The organism is Nostoc sp. CCY 9925 (genome assembly GCF_963920935.1).
In the GTDB taxonomy this organism is placed as follows: domain Bacteria; phylum Cyanobacteriota; class Cyanobacteriia; order Cyanobacteriales; family Nostocaceae; genus Nostoc.
On record NZ_CAWUDO010000007.1, the window covers coordinates 1 to 19,566 of the forward strand.

Genomic DNA, 19,566 nt, shown 5'->3' on the forward strand with positions numbered 1-19,566 from the left:
TCCTCTAGAAATAGAGTTTCTAACACCTCTAAAAAAATGTCCAAAAGGTCAATACCCTAGCTTTCACTTGGTAGCTAAAATTTCTGCTAAATGCATACTTCACTGCTATGAACATTTCCCAGAAAAATCTACCACACAACCAGATCACTGCTAACTCGACATTAATTGAAGTGTCATCCTTCCAAGCACCTCTGGCTAGCATTGACTTTGGCAAGTTGTTTCAACAGTATAACAATCCCCAAGGTTGGATGATGGTAGGTGGAATACTGTTCGTTATACTGTTGTTGCAAATCAGTGGTACTGGTAAAGGAAAAATCACCACTGGTAAAGTCTCCGGTATCAGCGAGAAACTAGCAGCAACTAACCTAGCACTCAAGCAAATCAAGGAGTGTAAACACAATAAAGTTACCCTGTGGTCTGGAACTCCTCGCTATTGGGTAAAAGGTAAATGGCGGGGGTTGCTGGCTAACATACAAACTATGCTTGGTGCTGCACCTACAGTTTGGTTTCCCAATGCCGAAAGGGGAACACTGGTAATAGGTGCGCCTGGGTCTGGTAAAACCTACTCAACCATAGACCGGATGTTAGAAAGTGCGATGCAGCAGGGTTTCCCGATTTTACTCTACGACAAGAAGGGCGACCAGCTACGACTCCATGCACCCCTAGCTGCACGTTATGGCTATAAAGTACGAGTATTTGCCCCCGGTGAACCCTTTAGCGGTGTAATTAATCCTTTGGATTATATGCGTGATGCACGCGATGGGGTAATGGCGGGGGAAATTGGACAAGTGATTAACCGCAATGCTTCCAGTGGTGGTAAAAGTGACGAGTTCTTTGCTAAAGCCGGTGACTTGTTAGCTAAAGCACTTTTACAGTTAGTTAAGGGTTCACCTTACCCAGATATGGCGATGCTTTATGCTGTGCTGCGGTTGCCAAAACTGGTGCAACGTCTTGACCATGCGGTACAGTCCAAAAGGTTGGATGAATGGGTGGCGACTTCGTTTATTCAATTTTTGAGTGCCAAGGATGCAGAGAAGACTATTTCGGGGATTTTGACCACAGCAGCAGGTACTTTCTCATCTTTCATCCAAGCTGATTTGCTGAGGGCATTTATAGGGAAATCTGACATTCCCACTAAGCTTGAAGGTAGAGAGATGGTGGTGTTCAAGCTAGATGATGAACGCCGCAGTGTGGTTGGGCCTCTGCTGGCGGCTGCAATGCACTTGATGATTGTCGGTAATTTAAGCCGTCCCCGCAAAGATCCGTTAATTATTTCTTTGGATGAATTGCCATCAATTAAGCTGGACAGATTACCACAGTGGATTAATGAATATCGTTCCAACGGTGCCTGCTTTATTCTGGGTATCCAAAGTTTAGAGCAACTTTACGATATTTATGGGGATAAAATGGGAAGTGCGATCGCTTCTGCTTGTAGTACTCATGTTTTGTTCAATCCTGGTAATTACAAAACGGCTGAGGATTACTCCAAACGTTACGGTGAGAAGGAAGTGCTGATTAAAAATCGTACCACAGGGCGATCGCTTGGCGGACAAATGAGCCGTTCAATTAGCTGGAGTGAGAATTTGCAAAAGATGCCTGTAATCAGTGCTGACGAAATTTTGAAATTTCCTCAAGGCAAGTGCGTAATTACTAGTCCTGGTTACAGTTCAGAGGGACAAGCTTCTATTCCCTATCCTTTAATTATTCCAGTGTCCAAAGCCGATGAAAAACGAGCGTATGATAGTGAGGCTCTTTGGGATACACAAGTTAAACCTGCTTTAGAAAGTCAGGTGATAATTCCTGATATTAAAACGTTAACACAAGCATTACATGAACGGATTGAGTCAGCCGCGCGAATGTTGCCATTACCAGAAGAAGATGTAGCACCTGCACATGAGTCTAGTAGCAGTGAAACTGATGTTTTAGAAAATTTCCCAACACGAGTTTATCAAACACCCGGATTGCAAGGATAAGAGGCTGGTAGCTTTTAAGAAGCGAAATATTGTTGGATATATTGTTGCTCACAGCGTAGAATGTTCAGGGGGTGTATGTTTTCCTGTTGCTAGTAATTTGAGGATAATCTGCGCTTGGTTGAAGTGGTTAAAGCAAGTGCTATTTCTCAACATTATTTTGCCATACCTCTTTGATAAACTTTTTGAACTCTTCTAGAATCAGAGGTAAATCACTATCAATTTCTTGGGTTTGTTGCCCATTTGTAATTGGACGAAAGAGACGACGACCTCGACTATCAAAACCAATTTTATCCGCAACTGCCATAAAGATTGAGTAATCTTCTGGTACTGGTAAATCTCCACCTTTGCGCTGAAGAATCAAAAAGCTGGTGATAATTCCCAATCCACATTCTACCTGAAAGTTCTCTGTAGGTAACTGAATGGAAGCAATTAGCAAAGCCATGTCTTCTAATAGCCATCGGCGAAAGTGTGATTGGTTAGATGAAGAAAGGATTCCATTAGATACCAAGATACAGACTATTTCACCAGATTGCAATTGATTTAAACACTGTTCTACAAATAAACACTCTTGTTCTGCTTGGGTTTTCAACTTGGATGTAATAACGTAGCTTCCATTTCCGTGTTTTATCCATTTATAAGCCATCTCAAATCTGGCTAGTTCGGAATCGGAAGTGAGATTAATTTTGCAATAGGGAGGATTGGCAAGTGCTACAGTAGGCAAGGAAATCGGCAGAGGAGGATTACTGACACAATTTTGAAATAGTTGTTGCCACTCAGTAATTTTAATTTTTATCAAAATAAACTTCCTTGCAACATATTTTCTGCTTTAGTATTCTCATATTTGATACCATTAATTAGCAAACTATTATTTAACTTTGTTTGACGTGTTGATGGGGGAGTTTCATACTTTAAATTTGGTCGGATAAAAGAAATCCCCTTGCCAGTCAGGGTGTCTCCGATGACTAAATCTCCACCCAAACTAGGAATAGGCAATGCCAAGTAGGGAGCGTAAAGCATGAAGTTTAAACTTGCTATTTTTATTAGTAGTGAATCCCACTCCCAGCCTGTTAAACTGATGGCATAATTTGACATTTCCAATGCTAATCTTCCTGTACCAAGTGCTGGTTCATATATATGAAATGGTGCTATTGCAGCAGAACTGTCAACTGATGCAATAGCCATTGTCCTGGCTGTCCAAGTAGGAGTAGGATAGAATTTAGCTTTTGATTGTCCATAACGATTAGCAGCCAACAAATGACCGAAGTAATCGAAGGGACAAGAAATCAAAAGCTTCAGTTCCAGTTCTTGAATAAGACGATTGCTCGCACCGTTACATCCCTCTGGCTCATGAGGCAATTTAGCAATACTGGGATGCCCTAGAGCATAAAGTAACCAATCAGTGAAATAGGGAATAAATCTGGAAGAACTGCCACATCCACCTTTAGGAATAGATTGCAGACAGCTTGAGAGCATCTGTAAAACTTGAGGATGTCCTAAGTCTAAAAACTCAGTTTGTGGTATTTCTTTAGGTAGCTCTCCAGTTTCCATTGTCCATCGCCATTGCTCCCACCTACCTTGATATTCATCATCTAATTTCAGTAGTTTTGATAATAGCCATCCATGTTCAAAAGTTGATTCGAGTACCATTGGTGTTATCTTTAATAAACATTTGCCAATGGCAGAGGCATTAGCCTCTTAAATCTTGACTTCTGGAATAGCTTCTAAATTGACCATTGACGATAACTCAGGAATGACTATATTTGATTGTGATTTGTTATCTGGAGATTGAGTCAGTAGTTTAATTAACCATTTTTCAGTCTGCATCTGATCCTTTTTATTCCAGCGTACATTTAATCTTTGGGCTGGTTTAACAGGATTTAATGCTAAAATTACGAGTTGTATTTGGTTAGGATTAACTGAGTATTGTCTAGCCGTAGTCCACAACTTTACCCGGTCTTGCCAGCTTAAATGTGGATGGCGTATAGCCCATTCATAAAGCCTGGGAATACCTTGTTTAAATGCTATATTTGTTAATACTTGAATAAAGTGCTTGTCGTCATTAATTGCAAGAGGTGCAATAACTGGATTATCGACTAATAACTTCTTGCGATATTTAAAAATTTCCGGTGCAAGTTCCTGTATTTGATCAACCCACTGAGCAATTTGAGGATAGGCATTTAATAAAGGTTTTACAGTCAGTCCTAAAAATAGTTGTTTCATCACCAAAGAGAAGTTATCTGCAACTATAGAGTCAAAGGCAGAGCGATTTGGATGATATTTTTGACTGGGGAATAGGACTTGTTGCTGTGTTTTAGTAATTTGTTGAATATCGGCAAGATTAATTACTGGCATGGTGGAGAGAATATAACATCTCTCCCATGCAGCGGTAAGCTGCAAATTAATTACTTCGATTAATTATGCTTCAATACAGATATACAGCGTATTGCCGGTTGCAGGAAGTCCAGTTGCAGGAAGTAGAAAATTTAGTTACAAAGCTACGCACCAATTGGGTTTTAATGTTGATAGTTGAAGGCTGATGTAATTAGGCAAGATAGCCAGGGCAAGCGTATGTTTAATAGGAGTAAGTTTTTTGATTGAGATTATTAGAGTTCGTGCTACACCGGGGCAAATTGAGCAGATGCTACAAGAGTTAAAGTTTTATATTAAGGTAGCGGTAGATATTGAACATCGGATTCTGGCTGGGGGAGGTGAAATGCACTTTTACTGTGAACAGGCGTTGCTAGAAGATGGTAGTAAGCAGAGTGATATTTGGGCTGCTAGTTTCAGACCTGATACACAACAGATAATCTATGAGTCTATGGTTAATCTCCGTCCCCGACAGAATCGTTCAATGGAAATCATGGACGTTAAAATTAGAGAACAGGTTGCCGCAATTATTATGGAGTTTCTGGGATGAATAGTGGCTTAACTTATGAGCAAGAAACCTTTGTGCAAGATAGTATCCCTGTTAGATTGGGAAAATTGGCAACTAATTTAGCACGGATAAATCAACTTTTCAGTGACTCTACGCATGAGGATGTGGTCAAAAGCCTGATTAGAGAGACTATGTATTTTCTTGAGTGGATAGCCCCAGATATAGATATTGACAATGCTTTTGAGTTAGCAAACTTAGGAAGGTTTCTCACACGCTGGCTGTTTAAGTGGGAACAAGCCTGGAATGACACAGAAGCTAAAAACCAGATTATTCAAGAACTTGGTATTTGGTCAGATAGTGTTTTGCAAATGTCAAAATTACCTGCTGTACAACAATCCTAACTGATAATGACTCAATCCCAACCTCCATTACCACAACCCAAACTAGAATCTGCTGGTATTACCTCTGACCAGTATTTTGAGTTTACTCCAGAAAAACTAGAACTGAGTAACGGATATTTGGGTTACGGTGGACAAGACCAACTTGGGTTTCATTTGTCTGTTCTCACCAATATGGGATTGTTGACAGCAGTTCGACATACAAATTTGTCGCTGTGGCTAGAAGCACTCAAAGGTGTGGTGAGGGAAAAACTACCGACTGTCAACGCCCAACCAGAACTAGCAGAAGCAATGCTCAATCGATTTAATCGGGCGATCGCAGACTTGGAGGCAGTGATTGAGTATCTGGAACAATAAAATCAGGAATTTGAGCGATGTCTACGACGATGCTGTTGTCAAACATCAAGTGTAGCGATAGGCTACGTCCCGGTGGAGGCGATCGCATCTAACAACAGTAATCCCATTTGCTTCAATAAAGCAGTGTTACCATCAGGGCAACCATGTTGAATTATACACTTGGCACAGCCAGTATCGCAATTGCAATCTAGTGCGATCGCTCTCGCAGCACCAGCAAGTTTTGGCAAATGCTTAAACACAGCTTCAGCCGCACCATTACCACCATCACTGGTATCATAGAAATAGCCTGTGTAATTATTATTTTCCCCTAACTCCTTCACTACTGTAAAATTCACCTGTTTTGGGTCAACTCTAGCCACCAGCTGTAACGCTCTCATAATTTGATGCCCAAAGCTGTGGATAGCAATCAAGGTACTGGAATATTCCCACAACTGTTGATAGCCTGGTGGAATCGGTTCTCCACTGCGGGTTAAATTGGTTCTAGTTTCCAAGGCATTGTGCTGGAGGTATTCCCGCGCACTTGAGTTAATCACTACTTTGACCATTGGTGCTGAAAATTGAGTACGGAAAGGCTGCTCAAACTTTTCTTCTGACAGGGTTTTCACAATTACAGCTTTGCGTGTGAGTTTGCTACAAAGCCGACAACGACGTTCTTTAGGTAGCGGCTCTTTGTAGTTAAGACACCGCTTGTTCAAACAAGTCTGCTCATAGATTTGGGTCATTAAACTGTAACCACTGGTAATGTGTTTAACTTCACCAAAACTAAGTTCCAGGGTTAAGTATTCCTGACAGTCATTAACTTCACTGACTTGAGAAAACAGCAATGGTAACTTCACCGGATCTGTCAGCACTGTTAGGCTACTGGTTTCTGATTCTGTAACTGCAACTGTAAACAGTGAGCTATCTGCTGTCTGTTTTAAAATTGCTTGCTTGCTGTTCAAGTCAAGGGAGATGCACTGATAAGTCAGCATTTGTCCATTGGCATCTTGTCGTTTGTAGATGGCTTGGGGATGGACTTCTCGGTGAGCAATATCTTCTGAGATTTCCTCTAGTTCTTCCCCAGATTCTGCATCTACTAGCTTGATGGTAGTTTGGGATAAGCCACCCCGAAAGTTAACATCTTTATGGGGATAACCCTTTGCCCACAGTCCATTACGACCTTTATTTAGATGCCCTTGGGCTAACAGGAGTTTTGCTACCTCGTAAGCTGCTGTGCCAAAGTAGTGCTTGATTTTATTAGTAGGAATACCAGTTTCTGCGGCTGCACACATTAAATGTTTAGCAGCAAAGATGGGATATTCGTCATTAAAGAATACTTCCTCAGCTTCTGGCGATACCAGCATTTCTGGATGTTCTGCTACATAGCAGTCAATGGGATTGAGAGCATTGGGAAGCAGCACTGTCAATCCAGGCTGAGAACGTCCGGCGCGACCACTGCGTTGCTGGTATGCCATTTTGGAACCAGGCCAGCCACGCAAAATGCAACATTCTAATTCTGGTAGGTCAATTCCGGCTTCTAATGCTTCTGTGGCAATAATCCACTTGATCGTGCCAGACTGGAGTTGGTCAACTACTTCTGCCCGACGCTCAGAAGTAATGCCACTGTAGAATGCGGCTACTTGGTTTGATTTGAGTAATTCTGTTAGTTCCCGCACGCTGCGACGGGAGTTACAAAAGGCGATACCTGATTTACCTTGATTGAGCAAAAATTGAATTATCCGAGCGGTGTCACCAGTCAGATTGTAACTGGGCTGAGTGACAATTATTTGTCTAGATGGTGAAGCGGCTCCACTTTTGCGAATCCAAATCAGGGGTTTGGGGTTGAGTTTAGTTGGTTTCAAACCGGAGATTTTCAGAGCCAGTTGTTTAGGATTACCACAAGTGGCACTCAGGAAGATAAATTGCAGTTTCTTGGAGTCACCGCCGTAATGATCTACTGCTAGTTTAATCCGACGAATCAGCCAGGACATATTTGCGCCATAGCTACCTGAGAGGGTATGAGCTTCGTCAAGCAGTACATAGCGTAATCGCTGATAAAAGTTTGCCCAATGCGCGGATTTCCAGGCTTGCTTGAGTTGAAAGTGGATTAATTCTGGTGTGACACCTAATATATGCGGTTCACTCTTGAGGATTTGTTCTCGTTTTTCTGATTTGACATCTCCAGTGATCATTGCCAGTATAGGTCTGGATTGTGTTGGTATGGTAGAGAGTAGTTCAGAGATTTTGTGGAACTGGTCTAGCGCCAATGCTCGTAGTCCATAAAATGCTAATGCTCGATGTTCTTCATTGATACAACCTTCTAGAATGGCGGGATATGTGCTGAGAGTTTTGCCACTGGCTGTGGGAGAGGTGAGGATTAAACTTTTACCTTGTCTAATTGCTTGTAAGGCTTGAAGTTGGTGAGAGTAAAGTTGGGTAATTCCTAATGATTGAAGTGCTTTAATTAATTTAGTTGGCAGGTCATTAGGGATATTTTTCAGATTAGGTTCTTTGGCGGGAATAGTTTGCTGCCATAGTAAATCTTCACCAATAAATTCAGTAATATCTGTTGGTTCATTAGGATGGTTATTTGAATTGGAATTTTCTGTAATGGGTGTACGAGGTGGTGTCCAAAAGCTTTGTAGCAGGGCATTGTAGTTGGGCGTGGTCATAGTCGTAGTCTTCGCTCACTGCCCTAAAAAATCCCCCATTGGGGGAGTGATACCGAGGTAGGGTAAGTCTTTATTGTCATTTTTACAACTCTGGGTTGTTTTAACCTGGGCATAAGAATATTCAGTACACAGTGTAATATACAAAACTTATCTCACGGTTGATGGTTAACAAATAAATTAGTCTGAACTCCGATTGACATTTTGTCTTACCAAGCGTAAGATTATCTTACCAAACGTAATATAGTGTGCTGCACTATGACCCCAGAAAATGTAAAGGTCAAGCTGATAGAAGTGTTTCAAGAAATGCAGACTGATTGCGGGTATCAAGGGCAACCAATTACGGGAACAACCTGTCCTTTCAATGATTTAGGGTGGTTTGACAGTTATCTATGTCTTGCTGCTATTACTATGCTGTCTACTGAACTGAATGTAGACATTCCAAACGATGTAAACATTTTTCTTTCAGAGGATGGCACGCAGCGACTCACTATCAACGAATCAGTTGATGTAGTTTGTGAAATCGTCAGTAAAGGGAATCAAAAGAGATGACTGAACTAAAAGACAAAAAAGCAATTATCGCTTCTCGCATTCGGGAAGCGCGTAAAATGGCTGGTCTCTCTCAGGCACAAGTAGCTAAAATTCTTGGACTGCATCGACCCTCTGTTTCGGAAATAGAGGCCGGGAACAGAAATGCTTCTGCTGAAGAGATAGCAAAACTTGCAGAAATTTTTGATGTAAGTGTGTCATGGCTATTTGCTGAGGGTGTGGATAAAGTCGATATTCATGACAATAAACTTCAGCTTGCTGCTCGGGAACTCCAAAAGCTGAAACCAGAAGATTTAGACCGACTGTTAATATTACTTGCTTCAATGCGAACAGGGAGAGACAACCTGTGATTAGTAATATTAGTTACTTTGATACCAAGTGTAGGAAAAAATCTGTGGCTAATCAGAAGCAAGAATTGGCTAAACAGGCCATGCGTAAATCAATCGAAATTCGGACAAAAGCTGGTTTAGACCTCAAAAGTCCAATTTGTATCTATAACTTATGCGACAAACTTAACGTTAAAGTTCGATTTGTTGACATCAGTATGGAAGGTATGTATCTAAAAGAAAATGAACCACAAATATTACTTTCCGCGTTACGTCCTTTTACTAGGCGTAACTTTACCTGCGGTCATGAACTCGGACATCACGTTTTTGGACACAGTTCAACCATTGATGAACTGATAAAGGATTCGGAAAAATCTAAACCTTTTTATCCTGACGAGTTTCTGGTTGACTCCTTTGCAGGTTTCTTACTCATGCCGACTTTGGGCGTAAGAAAAGCATTTACTTCTCGTGGCTGGGATATTTCTTCAGCAACACCAGTTCAGATTTTCACAATTGCCTGTAGTTTTGGTGTTGGGTACGAGACTCTGATCAATCACATGACTTATGCGCTAGAAATTATTAATCGCACCAAAGCTGAGTTACTTCTCAAATTTACACCCAAATCTATCCGCCAAGAAGTTATTGGTTTTTCATCAACAGAGCCGTTAATTATTGCTGATAAAGATTGGTCAATGACTACACTTGATGCTGAGGTTGGAAGTTATCTTCTTCTACCAAGCACAGCAGAAGCAACGAATGAAACTATTAATTTCCAAGAAAATCACCCACAAGGTCGTCTCTTTCGAGCTAACCGTCCTGGGATTGTGCGTGTCTACTGTCCTGATGCTGATTGGGCAGTTCTTGTGCGGATTTCTCGTTATCAGTTTGTTGGATTAAGTCAATATCGCCACCTTGAGGAGCTGGAAGATGAGTAATAGTAGGCCTCTCCTTATTGATGAAACAAACCTTTCTTATGCTTGGTGTCGTGCATTCCTGCACATTATCGATCATCCTGGCAATGAAATTTCACCACTAATAATAAGCTTAACAGGCTTTAATAAAGGTATTCCCAACGAAGATCAATCTATTCGAGATGCACTAGATAACTGCCTTAAAAATAACAGCGAACAAAGTATCCACACAGTTGCAAATACAATTTTCCCGGGTTCTTTATGGAGGCATTCTAAATATGACCGGAAAAAATTCTTTGAAACTTACATTGATACTTTACCAAGAATTAAGGCTCTTGCTAAGTCTAAAAATAGACGTGGACTTTATTTTGAAAGGTTAATTGCTTTTGGTTCAGAATCACATCATTTCAACCAACTAGAACACATTATTTCTGAGTACACATCGCGCTCAAATGTTAGAAAAAGTATGCTTCAAGCTTCAATTTTTGATCCTGCACAAGATCATGTTTGTGATCCATACCTTCCTTTTCCTTGTTTGCAACACGTCAGTTTTGTACCTAACAATGAAGACAAAACTCTTGTTATCAATGCTTTCTATGCCACTCAACAGCTTATTAATAAAGCCTACGGTAACTACTTGGGGCTATGCAGATTGGGACATTTTATGGCTCATGAAATGGGATTGATACTTGACCGGATGAACTGCTTTGTAGGTGTAGAAAAATTACAGAAAATTGGTACAAAAACAATTGGTAAGAAATCGCCAATTCTCACTCCAGTTATAGATGCTGCTAGAAATACAACTAGCAAGTGGCAAACATAAAAATAGATAAAATATATCTTTTGTTTGCGTAGATAAGCTTAACAAAAGCTTTTTACGGACAAGAGTCATTCACTAATTTAGGGAAACAGAGATGTTTCTTAAGAGAAATAAAATGGTAACAAAACGTCAGAAACAGTCCAGCGAAAATACTGGACAGGACAAACAATTAAGTCTTGATATTGGCAACAGTGGCGAAAAAGCAATCTCATCACCAGTCATTATTTCACATATTTCACCCATAAAGCCTACAGTTGTATTCAATACTTATTGGCAGTTCGCTGCGGAACGACAAAAGATTTTTTTCAAAAAACTAGAAAATGCACCAATGCCTTGGACTGATGATCCAATTCTTTCTACATACAAGTTTACAAACGCTTATCGTGCAAGTGATCGTACAAGCCAGTATTTAATACGCAATGTTATCTATCGGGATGATCTACCATCTTCAATCAATGAAGTATTCTTTAGAATTATCCTCTTCAAGATTTTTAACAAAATTGAAACTTGGGAGCTTCTAGAAAATAATATTGGTCACATTACTTATGCTGACTATTCATTTGAACGCTACGATAAAATTCTCACAGAAACCATGCAGTCAGGTCAGACCATCTATTCTGCGGCCTATATCATGCCATCGGGTGGTAAAACATTTGGATATACTACAAAACATCGCAATAATCTTAAGTTGATTGAGAAGATGATGGCGGATAATCTGCCACAGAAACTCGCAGAGTCACGAAATATGCACCAGGGTTTCGATTTACTACATAGTTATCCAACTATTGGCGATTTTTTAGCATATCAGTTTATAACTGATGTTAACTATAGCGAGATTACTAACTATAGCGAGATGGCATTTGTCGTTCCTGGTCCTGGTGCGCTTGATGGTATCCGCAAATGTTTTCTTGATTTAGGAGGCTTAAACGAACCAGAAATTATTAAATTTATGGCAGAGCGACAAGAATTAGAATTTGAGAGGTTAGGACTCAATTATCAGTCACTTTGGGGACGTAAACTGCAATTAATTGACTGCCAAAATCTATTTTGTGAGGTAGATAAATATTCTCGGATGAAACACCCTGAAATATCAGGAATATCAGGAAGAACTCGTATAAAGCAAAAGTATTCAGTTAACGTACAACCAATTAGTTATTGGTATCCACCAAAATGGAAAATTAACCAAACTATAGAAGAATATACAAAAATTCAAGCTTCTGGACGATCTAAATCTAATTAGAATCTCAGGGTAAGGAGTGAATGATGGATTTTTATGCATATCAACAACAAGCACTGAAAACAGATCAAGTTCCTGCTAAAAATGGAGATGGAATAGTAGTTCCTCTGCTGGGTTTAGTAGGCGAGGCTGGCTCACTCCTGACTGAATATAAAAAACATCTTCGAGATAAAGATGCCCATAAACTTTTCAAAGATTGTGTTGCGGAAGAGTTAGGAGATTTACTTTGGTATGTTGCTAACGTAGCAAGTAAGTTTGATCTGGATTTAACAGAAATTGCACAAAGTAATTTGAATAAATGTCGTGACCGTTGGGGAAGAAGAGATTTAGCACAAACAGATGGTGAAAATACAGCATACCTATTTGATAATGACTTTCCAGAATACGAGCGTTTTCCACGAAAAATTGAAATAAATATTACTGAAGAAACCGAAGATAACTCAGTAAAAGTGAGAGCATTTATCAATGGTAAACAAATTGGAAATTACCTCACTGATAACTCATATTCCAGTGATGGCTACCGCTTTCATGATGTTTTTCATTTGTCGTATGTTGCCGTTTTAGGTTGGTCGCCAGTTATTCGGAGTAGCCTAAAACTTAAGCGAAAAAGCAATCCCCGCACCGACGAAGTTGAAGATGGCGGTCGGGCAGTAGCTATTGAAGAAGGCATATCAGCACTCGCGTTTAGCTATGCCAAAGATCACGGGTTTTTGGAAGGAATTTCAGAGATAGATGAACAACTATTGAAGATCATTAAAAATATGACTCTCGATTTAGAAGTTTCTATGTGTTCACTTGGTGATTGGGAGAAGGCAATTTGTATGGGCTATGAAGTCTGGCGACAAATAGAGAAAAATCGAGGGGGTATAGTCGTTATTGATATGGATGCAAGTTTTATAGGTTATCAAGCAAAATAAATCTAGAAACAGAGTGATAGGAAAAATATCATGTAAGAGGCTGAGGCTTTGGATTTAGAGATTAAAATAGAGTTAGTAAAGGTAGAGTTTACTTGATTAGGAGGTTCTATGATGACTTTACAAGAAATTATTAATTCTATTGAAAGTTTGCGTACAGAAGAACTGGACTATTTGTTTGAGTTTCTCCGTAAAAAAAAGGAGGAATCTAGAGGGGATAATTTTTGGGAGGGATTACAAAAATTTAGAAGCGTAATCCAAAGCGAGGGGATTATCTTTACTGATGATGATTTCGCTGATTTACGAGAGCGCAGTGTGGTCAGAGAAATTGAACTATGAGCTTGAAATACTTACTTGATACCAATATTCTCAAGAGAGCCAGCACGTCCTATTCCTAAAATGAGAAACGTAACTTATGAAAATTATGTTAGATACTAATATCATTATTAGTGAATTTGGATTTTAGATTTAAATCAAATATACAATCCAAAATCCAAAACTCTCAGTCAACTTTATGTTGATTAAGTTAACTTAAATAACCTGCTAACACTAAGAATTATTAGCAGTAAATCCTTACTTGACGCTCGATGACTCGCTACCGCTCCGCTATCAGCACCTCTCTTAATAGACATCTCCAAATCCAGCACCATAGTCACTGCTTTAGCTAAAGCATTGATGCTTGTATTTGCCACCTCCTGACGCAAATAGTAAATGCGATTAGGATTGCTGATACTGCACAGTTGAGCTAATTCACTATCTTTTTTAATCCCAGAAATGATCGCAGATTTAACCCACAGCCAAGTTCTAAACTGCGTTAGGAGAGTAGCAACAATCACCATTAATGGTTCCGAGCGTGACAGTAAATCATCCAGCAGGTGCAAAACTTGATTGCTTTCTCCTTGGCGAATAGCAGATGCCAGTTGTAGGCTATTCTGAGTCTGACATGGCACTAACTCTTTTACTTCTGCAAGCTCCAGTTGTCTGCCATTATTACCATAGATATACAGTTTGCGTAACTCTGTGGCTGCACGAGTCATATCGTTACCAATTGCTTCTGCTAGATATTCCACTGCATCCTTTGACAGCACCAGCTTGATTTTTTTAGCCTGAGTACTGATCGCCTTCTCAATCAAATCAGTACGCCAAGGTGGTATCAATGGAAACTCAAATAACTTGGCATACTTGACAAGATGTTTGTAAATCTTCAGGCGCTTATCTACATTGGTGGCGACAAACAGCAAAATTGTGAATTCAGGCACTTGAATAAGCTGCTGCAAAGTTGACAACTCAGTATCACCCCACTGCTTGAGGTGGCAATTTTCCACAATCACCAGTTTTTTACCACCAGTCAGGGAACGAGTGCGAGCTACGCTGATAGCTCGGTCAAGCTGATCGGCTGGAAATCGGTGATAGCAAAGTGTGAGCCATTGGGAATCAATCTCTGCTTTGTATTGGTTTAGCTGTTCCTGAATAGCGTGTTGGTCGTCACCTGTCAGCAAGACAATCATGCTTTTACCCTCCCATTACTGCTCTTGTTGGCAGTTTTAATTAACACAGTCATTGGTTGTTGACTTTGGGTAGCTCGTTGCAGCATTTTAGCGATCGCCTCTTTACTACTCTCAAACTTCTTGAGGTAAGCTGGTGTAACCTCTAAAATTGCCTTGTCACCTTGCAATTTAACGAGATGAGCATGAGCCAACAGCTTTTGATTGCTGGGTTTAGCTGTATCCATCACCTGCTGCCAAATTTGAGCCAGGTTAGTAGTTTGGGCTGCAACTGCTGGTAACAATTTGTCATCTACAGGTTTAGCTGTCACCTTATTTGTGGTGTATACTCCAACTGTTGGTAGCAACTTGCCGTCATTTACAGGTTTAGTAGTTAGCGTCTTGGTTGCACTGACAGGAAATAAACTGGGCATCAGGTTCAGTAAGCAAACTTCTAGCCACACAGCAGCATTTACTGTGTACCGCAGATAGTTTTCTGCTTTTTGTAACTCTGTTAGAGACAAGTTAAGCGTCTCGAAATTCCAGTGATTTGCTAAAACCTTGAGTTGAGCATAGCTAACACAACCAGTCAGCAAGGATTGCTCTTTGGGTGCAGACTTGATAATCAGTAAATCTCGGTATGTTTGCAGTAAGTTGGAGAGAATCAATTTGGGCGTTTTACCAGAGTCTACTAGAACTCTTGCTACTTGCAGCAAGTTAAAGGTGTTGTTAGTGGATATTGCCTGTAAAATGGACATTAATTCTGTTTCTGTCACACCACCAGCGATTTCCATCACATGATTGGCAGTGATATCTTCATCTAAAAGACTCACCTGACCCAGTAATTGCAGTGCATCCCGCAATCCACCATCGCCCAGGCGTGCGATCGCTGTTAGTGCCTCATCATCAATAGAGATAGATTCTGCATCTGCTACAATACCGAGGTGCTGCACAATTGCCTGAACAGACAAAGTGCGGAAATTAAACACCTGACAACGGCTGACAATGGTAGGTAACACCTTGTGCAGTTCTGTTGTGCAGAGAATGAAAACAACATGAGATGGCGGTTCTTCAATACACTTAAGTAAAGCATTGAAGGCGTTACCAGTTAGACAATGGCACTCATCGAGAATAAAAATTCGGTAACGTCCTGCAACAGGTGCTAAGGTACTGCGCTCAATTAAAGCACGGGCATCATCTACACCATTATTAGAAGCAGCATCAATTTCACTAACATCTAGGCTATTACTGGTTTCAATTGAACGGCAGGATTGACAAATACCACAAGGTTGGTCAGTTGGTTTTTTACTGTTGAGGCAGTTGAGGGATTTAGCAAATATCCGAGCAGTTGAAGTTTTACCTGTGCCTCTAGAACCTGTAAATAAATAAGCTGGTGCAATTTGCAGGTATTTGACAGCATTAGTCAGAGCAGTTTTGATGTAGGGCTGTCCAACTAATTCGGCTATTGTCTGGGGTCGATATTTTTGATGTAGGGCGACTGTAGACATAGGATTCATTAACCTTAATTTGTCGCCCTTACCCCTGTTAAGGGGGTGTAATTTTGACTCCAAAGTAGGCTGATTTGCTCAATTCCAGTAAGATTTACCAATACCAGAAGTTGAGTACACCTAATTATTTAAAAGTTGAAACAGGTGGAGAAGTTTATGGAATTTACAAGCGAGCTATAGCCATTTTAGAATTCATATCCTTGGCTCATAAAACGCTAAACTTCTCTTTTTTATCTGCCTCCTTAAGCAGTAGCGAATTCTGTTAAACCTCGTTTACTGGGATGATGAAAACCCAAAACAATATCGGCTTGGGGTATTCCGGCTGATAGTAAATCATCAACAACGCATAAATTAGTTGCATCTTCTTCCACCCAAACTTTGCCGTTTTTAATGCAGAGATAGATGATAATATACTGTATCTGCTTTTTGTCATCCCAGCCAAATCGAAACCAAAGATATTGATCTCTTGTTTCATCAAAAGCCAAGCGATCGCTTACTTCAACTTCCGCATCTTTTATAACTTGAGCATTAGTAGTTTCGTAATAATCACTTAATATTTTCTTGATAGCATTGCGGTATTGCTCTAGCTTATCCATTGCCGAATTTCCTCCTTTTGTGTATTTACAACTATTAATAACAGGTTATTTTCATTGATGACTGCTTGTACAGATTTACGTTGAAAAAAGTTCTCGTAGACAACATCATCAACAGCTAAATAAAGCTTATATTCTGGCTCTGTAAGTTGAATGAGTTTCCGATAGACTATGTATTGTCCCAGCGCATTATGAAAATCATACATCAGAGATTTGCCCACAAAGCTCTTGATTTCTACAACAATCTTCTGTCCTTGGCGTTCTGCGGCGATTGGTTTTTCTGCTGCTAGGTCGGCGTAGAGTTCAGCATCCTCATATTTGATAAAGTAAGGATCATCTGTGATAGTCCAACCGTCTTTTATCAATGCGTTCTTGACTTCATTATGGTATATGTCTTTTGCTGGCATGGTGGAACTATTGAGTAATACTCTGATTGTAAAGTGTTTACCATATTGGGTAACAATTAGATTCTAAAACATACTTTTCTATCTTTCCTTCTTGCACCCTGCTTTGCTTCCTTTTTTCTTGATAAAACTGGATAAATGTGGCATTTTGGCGGCAAATAGTTGGATATCTACCGCCAAAATGCACAGTTTCTATTTGTCAAAATCGAGGATTTTCGTTCATATTGTCAGTTTTGTCCAGAATTCCTCAAATCCCTGTCTAAAATAAACAGCACTCGTATCCAAAACACCCTACAAAACTTCAAGTTTTCGATTAACATTTATTAAGCATTTAGAGTGTACAGTGGCAATAAGAATTGACGCATTTCCATTTGCAGTTCTGGATTTGGTCTATCTCCATAAGGAACCAACATGGCAGGATGATCTGATTGTTGCAAGTGCATTTTGATAGCGGAACTAGGAATTGCCTTGGCTGCTTCTACTAAATACTTGAGGTTAAACTGGATATTCAATGACATTTCTGATGGTAGATGAGCAGCAATAACCTGATCACCTTTGCCAAACTCCCGTTCAATTGATAATCGTAACTGCTGCAAACTTCCATCAAATTGTAAATAAATACCTTTCTCTTTTTTATCTGTTAACACAGCTAACCGTTCGAGTGCTTTGACTAAGAATGCTTTTTCTAGGATTACTTCTCGGTCAAAGCTAAATCTTGCCAATAGCTGTTCGCAGTCAGGGTAAGTTCCTTCCAAACATTGACATCTGAGGATAATATCTTGCCAAGCAAAACCCAAGCGATTACTTTGGGCATCATACAACAGATTAATGAATTCGACAGAATCATCCAAGTTACGCGCTAGTTCCTTGAGGACTCGACCGGGAATAGTAAATTGGATTATCTCTTCAGATTCTACTTGTTTGCGGGGTTTTCTACCAATTCCTTGAGTTGAAAGTTCAGTGGTTGCGACTCGATGCCCATCAGTACCAATAAACTTTAACTTCTCCTGTGCAAGTTGGATATGAACTCCGGTCAAGATATATTTATTTTCATCAGTGCTGACAGCATAAATTACACCTTTCAAACCATCTTTGAAAACTTTTGTTGGCAGAGGGATGGAAGTAGCATCAATTGTAGAACTAGGTGGAAATTCTTCAGCACTAATGCCTCTAATTTCATATTTTCCATCAGCATCAGATAAACCCAGAGAGCAGATTTTTGTTTGCTTCTCCTCATCAATAAGCTGTATAATCTGAGTCTGACTACTGAGGGTAATATTACCATTAGGGCAATGCTTAACTATCTCAAATAGCATTTCTACTGGCACAGTAATTTCACCCTTGAGCAAAACTTGAGCTTCAAAACTTGCCTGAATTGTTAATGCTAAATCAGTAACAGTTAAATGTATCTGTTGTGTTTCGATATCTGCAATGATTAGAGCATTAGCAAGAATAGGATGGGTAGGTTTAGCTGGGGTAGCACAACTAACTAAAGAGAGTGCATCGTGAAATTTAGTTTGTGAGCAGATTACCTCCATTCCTGATTTTATAAGTGGTTGAGAGTTTAACTCTGATTTGGCAGAACGTTTATTATTACGCTTATTTGAGATAGGCTCAGTTGAAGTATCAGCATCAGGAGATGTAGGTTTTTTCTTTTTACCTGTAGATATTTCTGGGATATTTGCTAATACTTCATTTTCGCCTTTAGGATTAGCTACACTTGTTTGTTTTGTCTGATTTGCAGGCTTTAACCTTTGTTTCGATGCTGTTTGAGTCATGATAATTTATTTCTGGTTGCGTCATTGTTAGAAAGGTGACTGCGATAGCAGAAAATAAAGGCTGTGAAGCTTTGAATCAGATGCTTTTACTCTGTGAGACATACAGAGTTTTACTGATATATCCCATTTAACCGCTCTCAGGTAAGCCTTTATTCTGATCGTAGCTTTGCGAATATCTGGCTCCGCTCCTGAATTATTTCTACAAATGCCTCCAAAAGTTTTTTCCAATGCTTTTTAAACTGGTAAATTTGCTGTTATTAGCAGATTCTTCCGTAGTGTTATCACCCAGCACAGGATCAGTTTCTAACAAAGAGTTCAGCAGTGATAGTTGATGTTCAACATCTGTCACATCGCGGTATATTCGAGACGGGTCTATTTTCATTCCTAAAGGTGTAGGAACAATTTTTAAATATTGGTTTAATGTCTCTAGATAATTTCTATTGGCAAATTGTCTTTGTGCTACATAAGGGCGCAATATCTCCAGTAATTGGATAGCTCTTTTGATTTCTAGAGAATCAGAAGTACTATCAATTTGAGGTTGGCTTTCTCGGTAGCCTTTCATTTTCTTCTCAGCCACGAGATTGTGGAATTTAGAAACTGCTTGTTGATAATTACCAAAAGAGTGTACTTTTTGCTGAGATTTGTAGCCTACCCTACCCCACTCAACAGTTAGATTACCTTGCTCAACTTTTGCACTCCAGAATTTGTTACTGTTCTGAGCCGCATTTACAAATATTAAGTAAACTTCCATATTTTTGACCTGATTCAGAGTAGACTATTCCCATGTCAAA

Annotated in this window: 21 protein-coding genes; 11 read left to right on the forward strand and 10 right to left on the reverse strand. The window is 39.8% G+C overall.

What is annotated here, in order from left to right:
* Positions 1 to 107: 107 nt before the first annotated feature.
* On the forward strand, positions 108 to 1,973 hold the full coding sequence (locus ACM0OY_RS05560; RefSeq protein ID WP_414567901.1) for a type IV secretory system conjugative DNA transfer family protein: 1,866 nt from the start codon (positions 108 to 110) through the stop codon (positions 1,971 to 1,973).
* 139 nt (positions 1,974 to 2,112) lie between these two features.
* Here ACM0OY_RS05560 and ACM0OY_RS05565 read toward each other — a convergent pair whose 3' ends face one another.
* Genes ACM0OY_RS05565 through ACM0OY_RS05575 form a run of 3 tightly spaced genes read right to left on the reverse strand, consistent with a single transcriptional unit; the run spans position 2,113 to position 4,370 of the window.
* On the reverse strand, positions 2,113 to 2,769 hold the full coding sequence (locus ACM0OY_RS05565) for an N-6 DNA methylase (RefSeq protein ID WP_414567902.1): 657 nt from the start codon (positions 2,767 to 2,769) through the stop codon (positions 2,113 to 2,115).
* Entirely contained in the window at positions 2,766 to 3,620 is an 855-nt protein-coding gene (locus tag ACM0OY_RS05570; RefSeq protein WP_414567903.1) for a hypothetical protein, read from the reverse strand. Before ACM0OY_RS05570 ends, ACM0OY_RS05565 begins: the two co-directional genes overlap by 4 nt.
* A gap of 48 nt (positions 3,621 to 3,668) precedes the next feature.
* Positions 3,669 to 4,370, reverse strand: a complete 702-nt coding sequence (locus ACM0OY_RS05575) for a hypothetical protein (RefSeq protein ID WP_414567904.1) — start codon at positions 4,368 to 4,370, stop codon at positions 3,669 to 3,671.
* A gap of 193 nt (positions 4,371 to 4,563) precedes the next feature.
* Between ACM0OY_RS05575 and ACM0OY_RS05580 the strand changes: the two genes are divergently transcribed.
* Genes ACM0OY_RS05580 through ACM0OY_RS05590 form a run of 3 tightly spaced genes read left to right on the forward strand, consistent with a single transcriptional unit; the run spans position 4,564 to position 5,603 of the window.
* A complete protein-coding gene (locus ACM0OY_RS05580) occupies positions 4,564 to 4,890 on the forward strand; it encodes a DUF5674 family protein (RefSeq protein WP_084177611.1) in 327 nt (108 codons plus the stop codon).
* Entirely contained in the window at positions 4,887 to 5,249 is a 363-nt protein-coding gene (locus ACM0OY_RS05585) for a hypothetical protein (RefSeq protein WP_414567905.1), read from the forward strand. The genes ACM0OY_RS05580 and ACM0OY_RS05585 overlap by 4 nt, the downstream gene beginning before the upstream one ends.
* A 6-nt stretch (positions 5,250 to 5,255) precedes the next feature.
* The gene (locus ACM0OY_RS05590) at positions 5,256 to 5,603 is read left to right on the forward strand and encodes a hypothetical protein (RefSeq protein ID WP_414567906.1); all 348 of its coding nucleotides are present in this window, start codon (positions 5,256 to 5,258) and stop codon (positions 5,601 to 5,603) included.
* 62 nt (positions 5,604 to 5,665) lie between these two features.
* Here ACM0OY_RS05590 and ACM0OY_RS05595 read toward each other — a convergent pair whose 3' ends face one another.
* Positions 5,666 to 8,254: a DEAD/DEAH box helicase gene (locus ACM0OY_RS05595; RefSeq protein WP_414567907.1), complete on the reverse strand. Its 2,589-nt coding sequence runs from the start codon at positions 8,252 to 8,254 to the stop codon at positions 5,666 to 5,668.
* Positions 8,255 to 8,509: 255 nt separating this feature from the next.
* On the opposite strand from ACM0OY_RS05595, the gene ACM0OY_RS05600 reads away from it, so the two are divergent.
* The 7 genes from ACM0OY_RS05600 to ACM0OY_RS05630 all read left to right on the forward strand — a co-directional run bounded on the left by ACM0OY_RS05600 (position 8,510) and on the right by ACM0OY_RS05630 (position 13,347).
* Positions 8,510 to 8,803 carry a hypothetical protein gene (locus tag ACM0OY_RS05600; protein ID WP_162398227.1) on the forward strand — a complete coding sequence of 98 codons (294 nt, stop codon included), beginning with the start codon at positions 8,510 to 8,512 and terminating at the stop codon, positions 8,801 to 8,803.
* Positions 8,800 to 9,150, forward strand: coding sequence for a helix-turn-helix domain-containing protein (locus ACM0OY_RS05605; RefSeq protein WP_162398228.1), 351 nt, complete (start codon positions 8,800 to 8,802; stop codon positions 9,148 to 9,150). Before ACM0OY_RS05600 ends, ACM0OY_RS05605 begins: the two co-directional genes overlap by 4 nt.
* 44 nt (positions 9,151 to 9,194) lie before the next feature.
* Entirely contained in the window at positions 9,195 to 10,061 is an 867-nt protein-coding gene (locus ACM0OY_RS05610) for an ImmA/IrrE family metallo-endopeptidase (RefSeq protein ID WP_414567908.1), read from the forward strand.
* Positions 10,054 to 10,860 (forward strand): thymidylate synthase, encoded by an 807-nt coding sequence (locus tag ACM0OY_RS05615; protein WP_190633711.1) that lies wholly within the window; start codon positions 10,054 to 10,056, stop codon positions 10,858 to 10,860. Before ACM0OY_RS05610 ends, ACM0OY_RS05615 begins: the two co-directional genes overlap by 8 nt.
* Before the next feature lie 112 nt (positions 10,861 to 10,972).
* Positions 10,973 to 12,097: a nucleotide kinase domain-containing protein gene (locus ACM0OY_RS05620; RefSeq protein ID WP_162398230.1), complete on the forward strand. Its 1,125-nt coding sequence runs from the start codon at positions 10,973 to 10,975 to the stop codon at positions 12,095 to 12,097.
* A gap of 23 nt (positions 12,098 to 12,120) precedes the next feature.
* A complete protein-coding gene (locus ACM0OY_RS05625) occupies positions 12,121 to 13,011 on the forward strand; it encodes a nucleoside triphosphate pyrophosphohydrolase family protein (protein ID WP_190633709.1) in 891 nt (296 codons plus the stop codon).
* 111 nt (positions 13,012 to 13,122) lie between these two features.
* Positions 13,123 to 13,347, forward strand: a complete 225-nt coding sequence (locus ACM0OY_RS05630) for a hypothetical protein (RefSeq protein WP_190633708.1) — start codon at positions 13,123 to 13,125, stop codon at positions 13,345 to 13,347.
* Between the two features lie 182 nt (positions 13,348 to 13,529).
* Here the strand turns inward: ACM0OY_RS05630 and holA are convergent, their stop codons facing one another.
* The 6 genes from holA to ACM0OY_RS05660 all read right to left on the reverse strand — a co-directional run bounded on the left by holA (position 13,530) and on the right by ACM0OY_RS05660 (position 19,526).
* Complete coding sequence (gene holA / locus ACM0OY_RS05635; protein WP_414567909.1) at positions 13,530 to 14,516, reverse strand: DNA polymerase III subunit delta; 987 nt, start codon at positions 14,514 to 14,516, stop codon at positions 13,530 to 13,532.
* Positions 14,513 to 16,000: a DNA polymerase III subunit gamma/tau gene (gene dnaX / locus ACM0OY_RS05640; protein ID WP_414567910.1), complete on the reverse strand. Its 1,488-nt coding sequence runs from the start codon at positions 15,998 to 16,000 to the stop codon at positions 14,513 to 14,515. The genes holA and dnaX overlap by 4 nt, the downstream gene beginning before the upstream one ends.
* Before the next feature lie 242 nt (positions 16,001 to 16,242).
* Positions 16,243 to 16,596 carry a XisI protein gene (locus tag ACM0OY_RS05645; RefSeq protein ID WP_179075910.1) on the reverse strand — a complete coding sequence of 118 codons (354 nt, stop codon included), beginning with the start codon at positions 16,594 to 16,596 and terminating at the stop codon, positions 16,243 to 16,245.
* The gene (locus ACM0OY_RS05650) at positions 16,584 to 17,000 is read right to left on the reverse strand and encodes a XisH family protein (RefSeq protein WP_179075911.1); all 417 of its coding nucleotides are present in this window, start codon (positions 16,998 to 17,000) and stop codon (positions 16,584 to 16,586) included. The genes ACM0OY_RS05645 and ACM0OY_RS05650 overlap by 13 nt, the downstream gene beginning before the upstream one ends.
* A gap of 320 nt (positions 17,001 to 17,320) precedes the next feature.
* A complete protein-coding gene (gene dnaN / locus ACM0OY_RS05655) occupies positions 17,321 to 18,775 on the reverse strand; it encodes a DNA polymerase III subunit beta (RefSeq protein ID WP_414567911.1) in 1,455 nt (484 codons plus the stop codon).
* Between the two features lie 199 nt (positions 18,776 to 18,974).
* Positions 18,975 to 19,526, reverse strand: a complete 552-nt coding sequence (locus ACM0OY_RS05660) for a WGR domain-containing protein (protein ID WP_414567912.1) — start codon at positions 19,524 to 19,526, stop codon at positions 18,975 to 18,977.
* Positions 19,527 to 19,566: the final 40 nt, after the last annotated feature.

What these genes read in the sequence shown, in the direction of transcription:
- dnaX (WP_414567910.1), bottom strand. Translation starts at nt 16,000, where the DNA reads ATGTCTACAGTCGCCCTACATCAAAAATATCGACCCCAGACAATAGCC.
- ACM0OY_RS05620 (WP_162398230.1), top strand. Translation starts at nt 10,973, where the DNA reads ATGGTAACAAAACGTCAGAAACAGTCCAGCGAAAATACTGGACAGGAC.
- ACM0OY_RS05650 (WP_179075911.1), bottom strand. Translation starts at nt 17,000, where the DNA reads ATGCCAGCAAAAGACATATACCATAATGAAGTCAAGAACGCATTGATA.
- ACM0OY_RS05590 (WP_414567906.1), top strand. Translation starts at nt 5,256, where the DNA reads ATGACTCAATCCCAACCTCCATTACCACAACCCAAACTAGAATCTGCT.
- ACM0OY_RS05595 (WP_414567907.1), bottom strand. Translation starts at nt 8,254, where the DNA reads ATGACCACGCCCAACTACAATGCCCTGCTACAAAGCTTTTGGACACCA.
- ACM0OY_RS05660 (WP_414567912.1), bottom strand. Translation starts at nt 19,526, where the DNA reads ATGGAAGTTTACTTAATATTTGTAAATGCGGCTCAGAACAGTAACAAA.
- ACM0OY_RS05625 (WP_190633709.1), top strand. Translation starts at nt 12,121, where the DNA reads ATGGATTTTTATGCATATCAACAACAAGCACTGAAAACAGATCAAGTT.
- ACM0OY_RS05560 (WP_414567901.1), top strand. Translation starts at nt 108, where the DNA reads ATGAACATTTCCCAGAAAAATCTACCACACAACCAGATCACTGCTAAC.
- dnaN (WP_414567911.1), bottom strand. Translation starts at nt 18,775, where the DNA reads ATGACTCAAACAGCATCGAAACAAAGGTTAAAGCCTGCAAATCAGACA.
- ACM0OY_RS05585 (WP_414567905.1), top strand. Translation starts at nt 4,887, where the DNA reads ATGAATAGTGGCTTAACTTATGAGCAAGAAACCTTTGTGCAAGATAGT.
- ACM0OY_RS05645 (WP_179075910.1), bottom strand. Translation starts at nt 16,596, where the DNA reads ATGGATAAGCTAGAGCAATACCGCAATGCTATCAAGAAAATATTAAGT.
- holA (WP_414567909.1), bottom strand. Translation starts at nt 14,516, where the DNA reads ATGATTGTCTTGCTGACAGGTGACGACCAACACGCTATTCAGGAACAG.
- ACM0OY_RS05600 (WP_162398227.1), top strand. Translation starts at nt 8,510, where the DNA reads ATGACCCCAGAAAATGTAAAGGTCAAGCTGATAGAAGTGTTTCAAGAA.
- ACM0OY_RS05605 (WP_162398228.1), top strand. Translation starts at nt 8,800, where the DNA reads ATGACTGAACTAAAAGACAAAAAAGCAATTATCGCTTCTCGCATTCGG.
- ACM0OY_RS05570 (WP_414567903.1), bottom strand. Translation starts at nt 3,620, where the DNA reads ATGGTACTCGAATCAACTTTTGAACATGGATGGCTATTATCAAAACTA.
- ACM0OY_RS05630 (WP_190633708.1), top strand. Translation starts at nt 13,123, where the DNA reads ATGACTTTACAAGAAATTATTAATTCTATTGAAAGTTTGCGTACAGAA.
- ACM0OY_RS05615 (WP_190633711.1), top strand. Translation starts at nt 10,054, where the DNA reads ATGAGTAATAGTAGGCCTCTCCTTATTGATGAAACAAACCTTTCTTAT.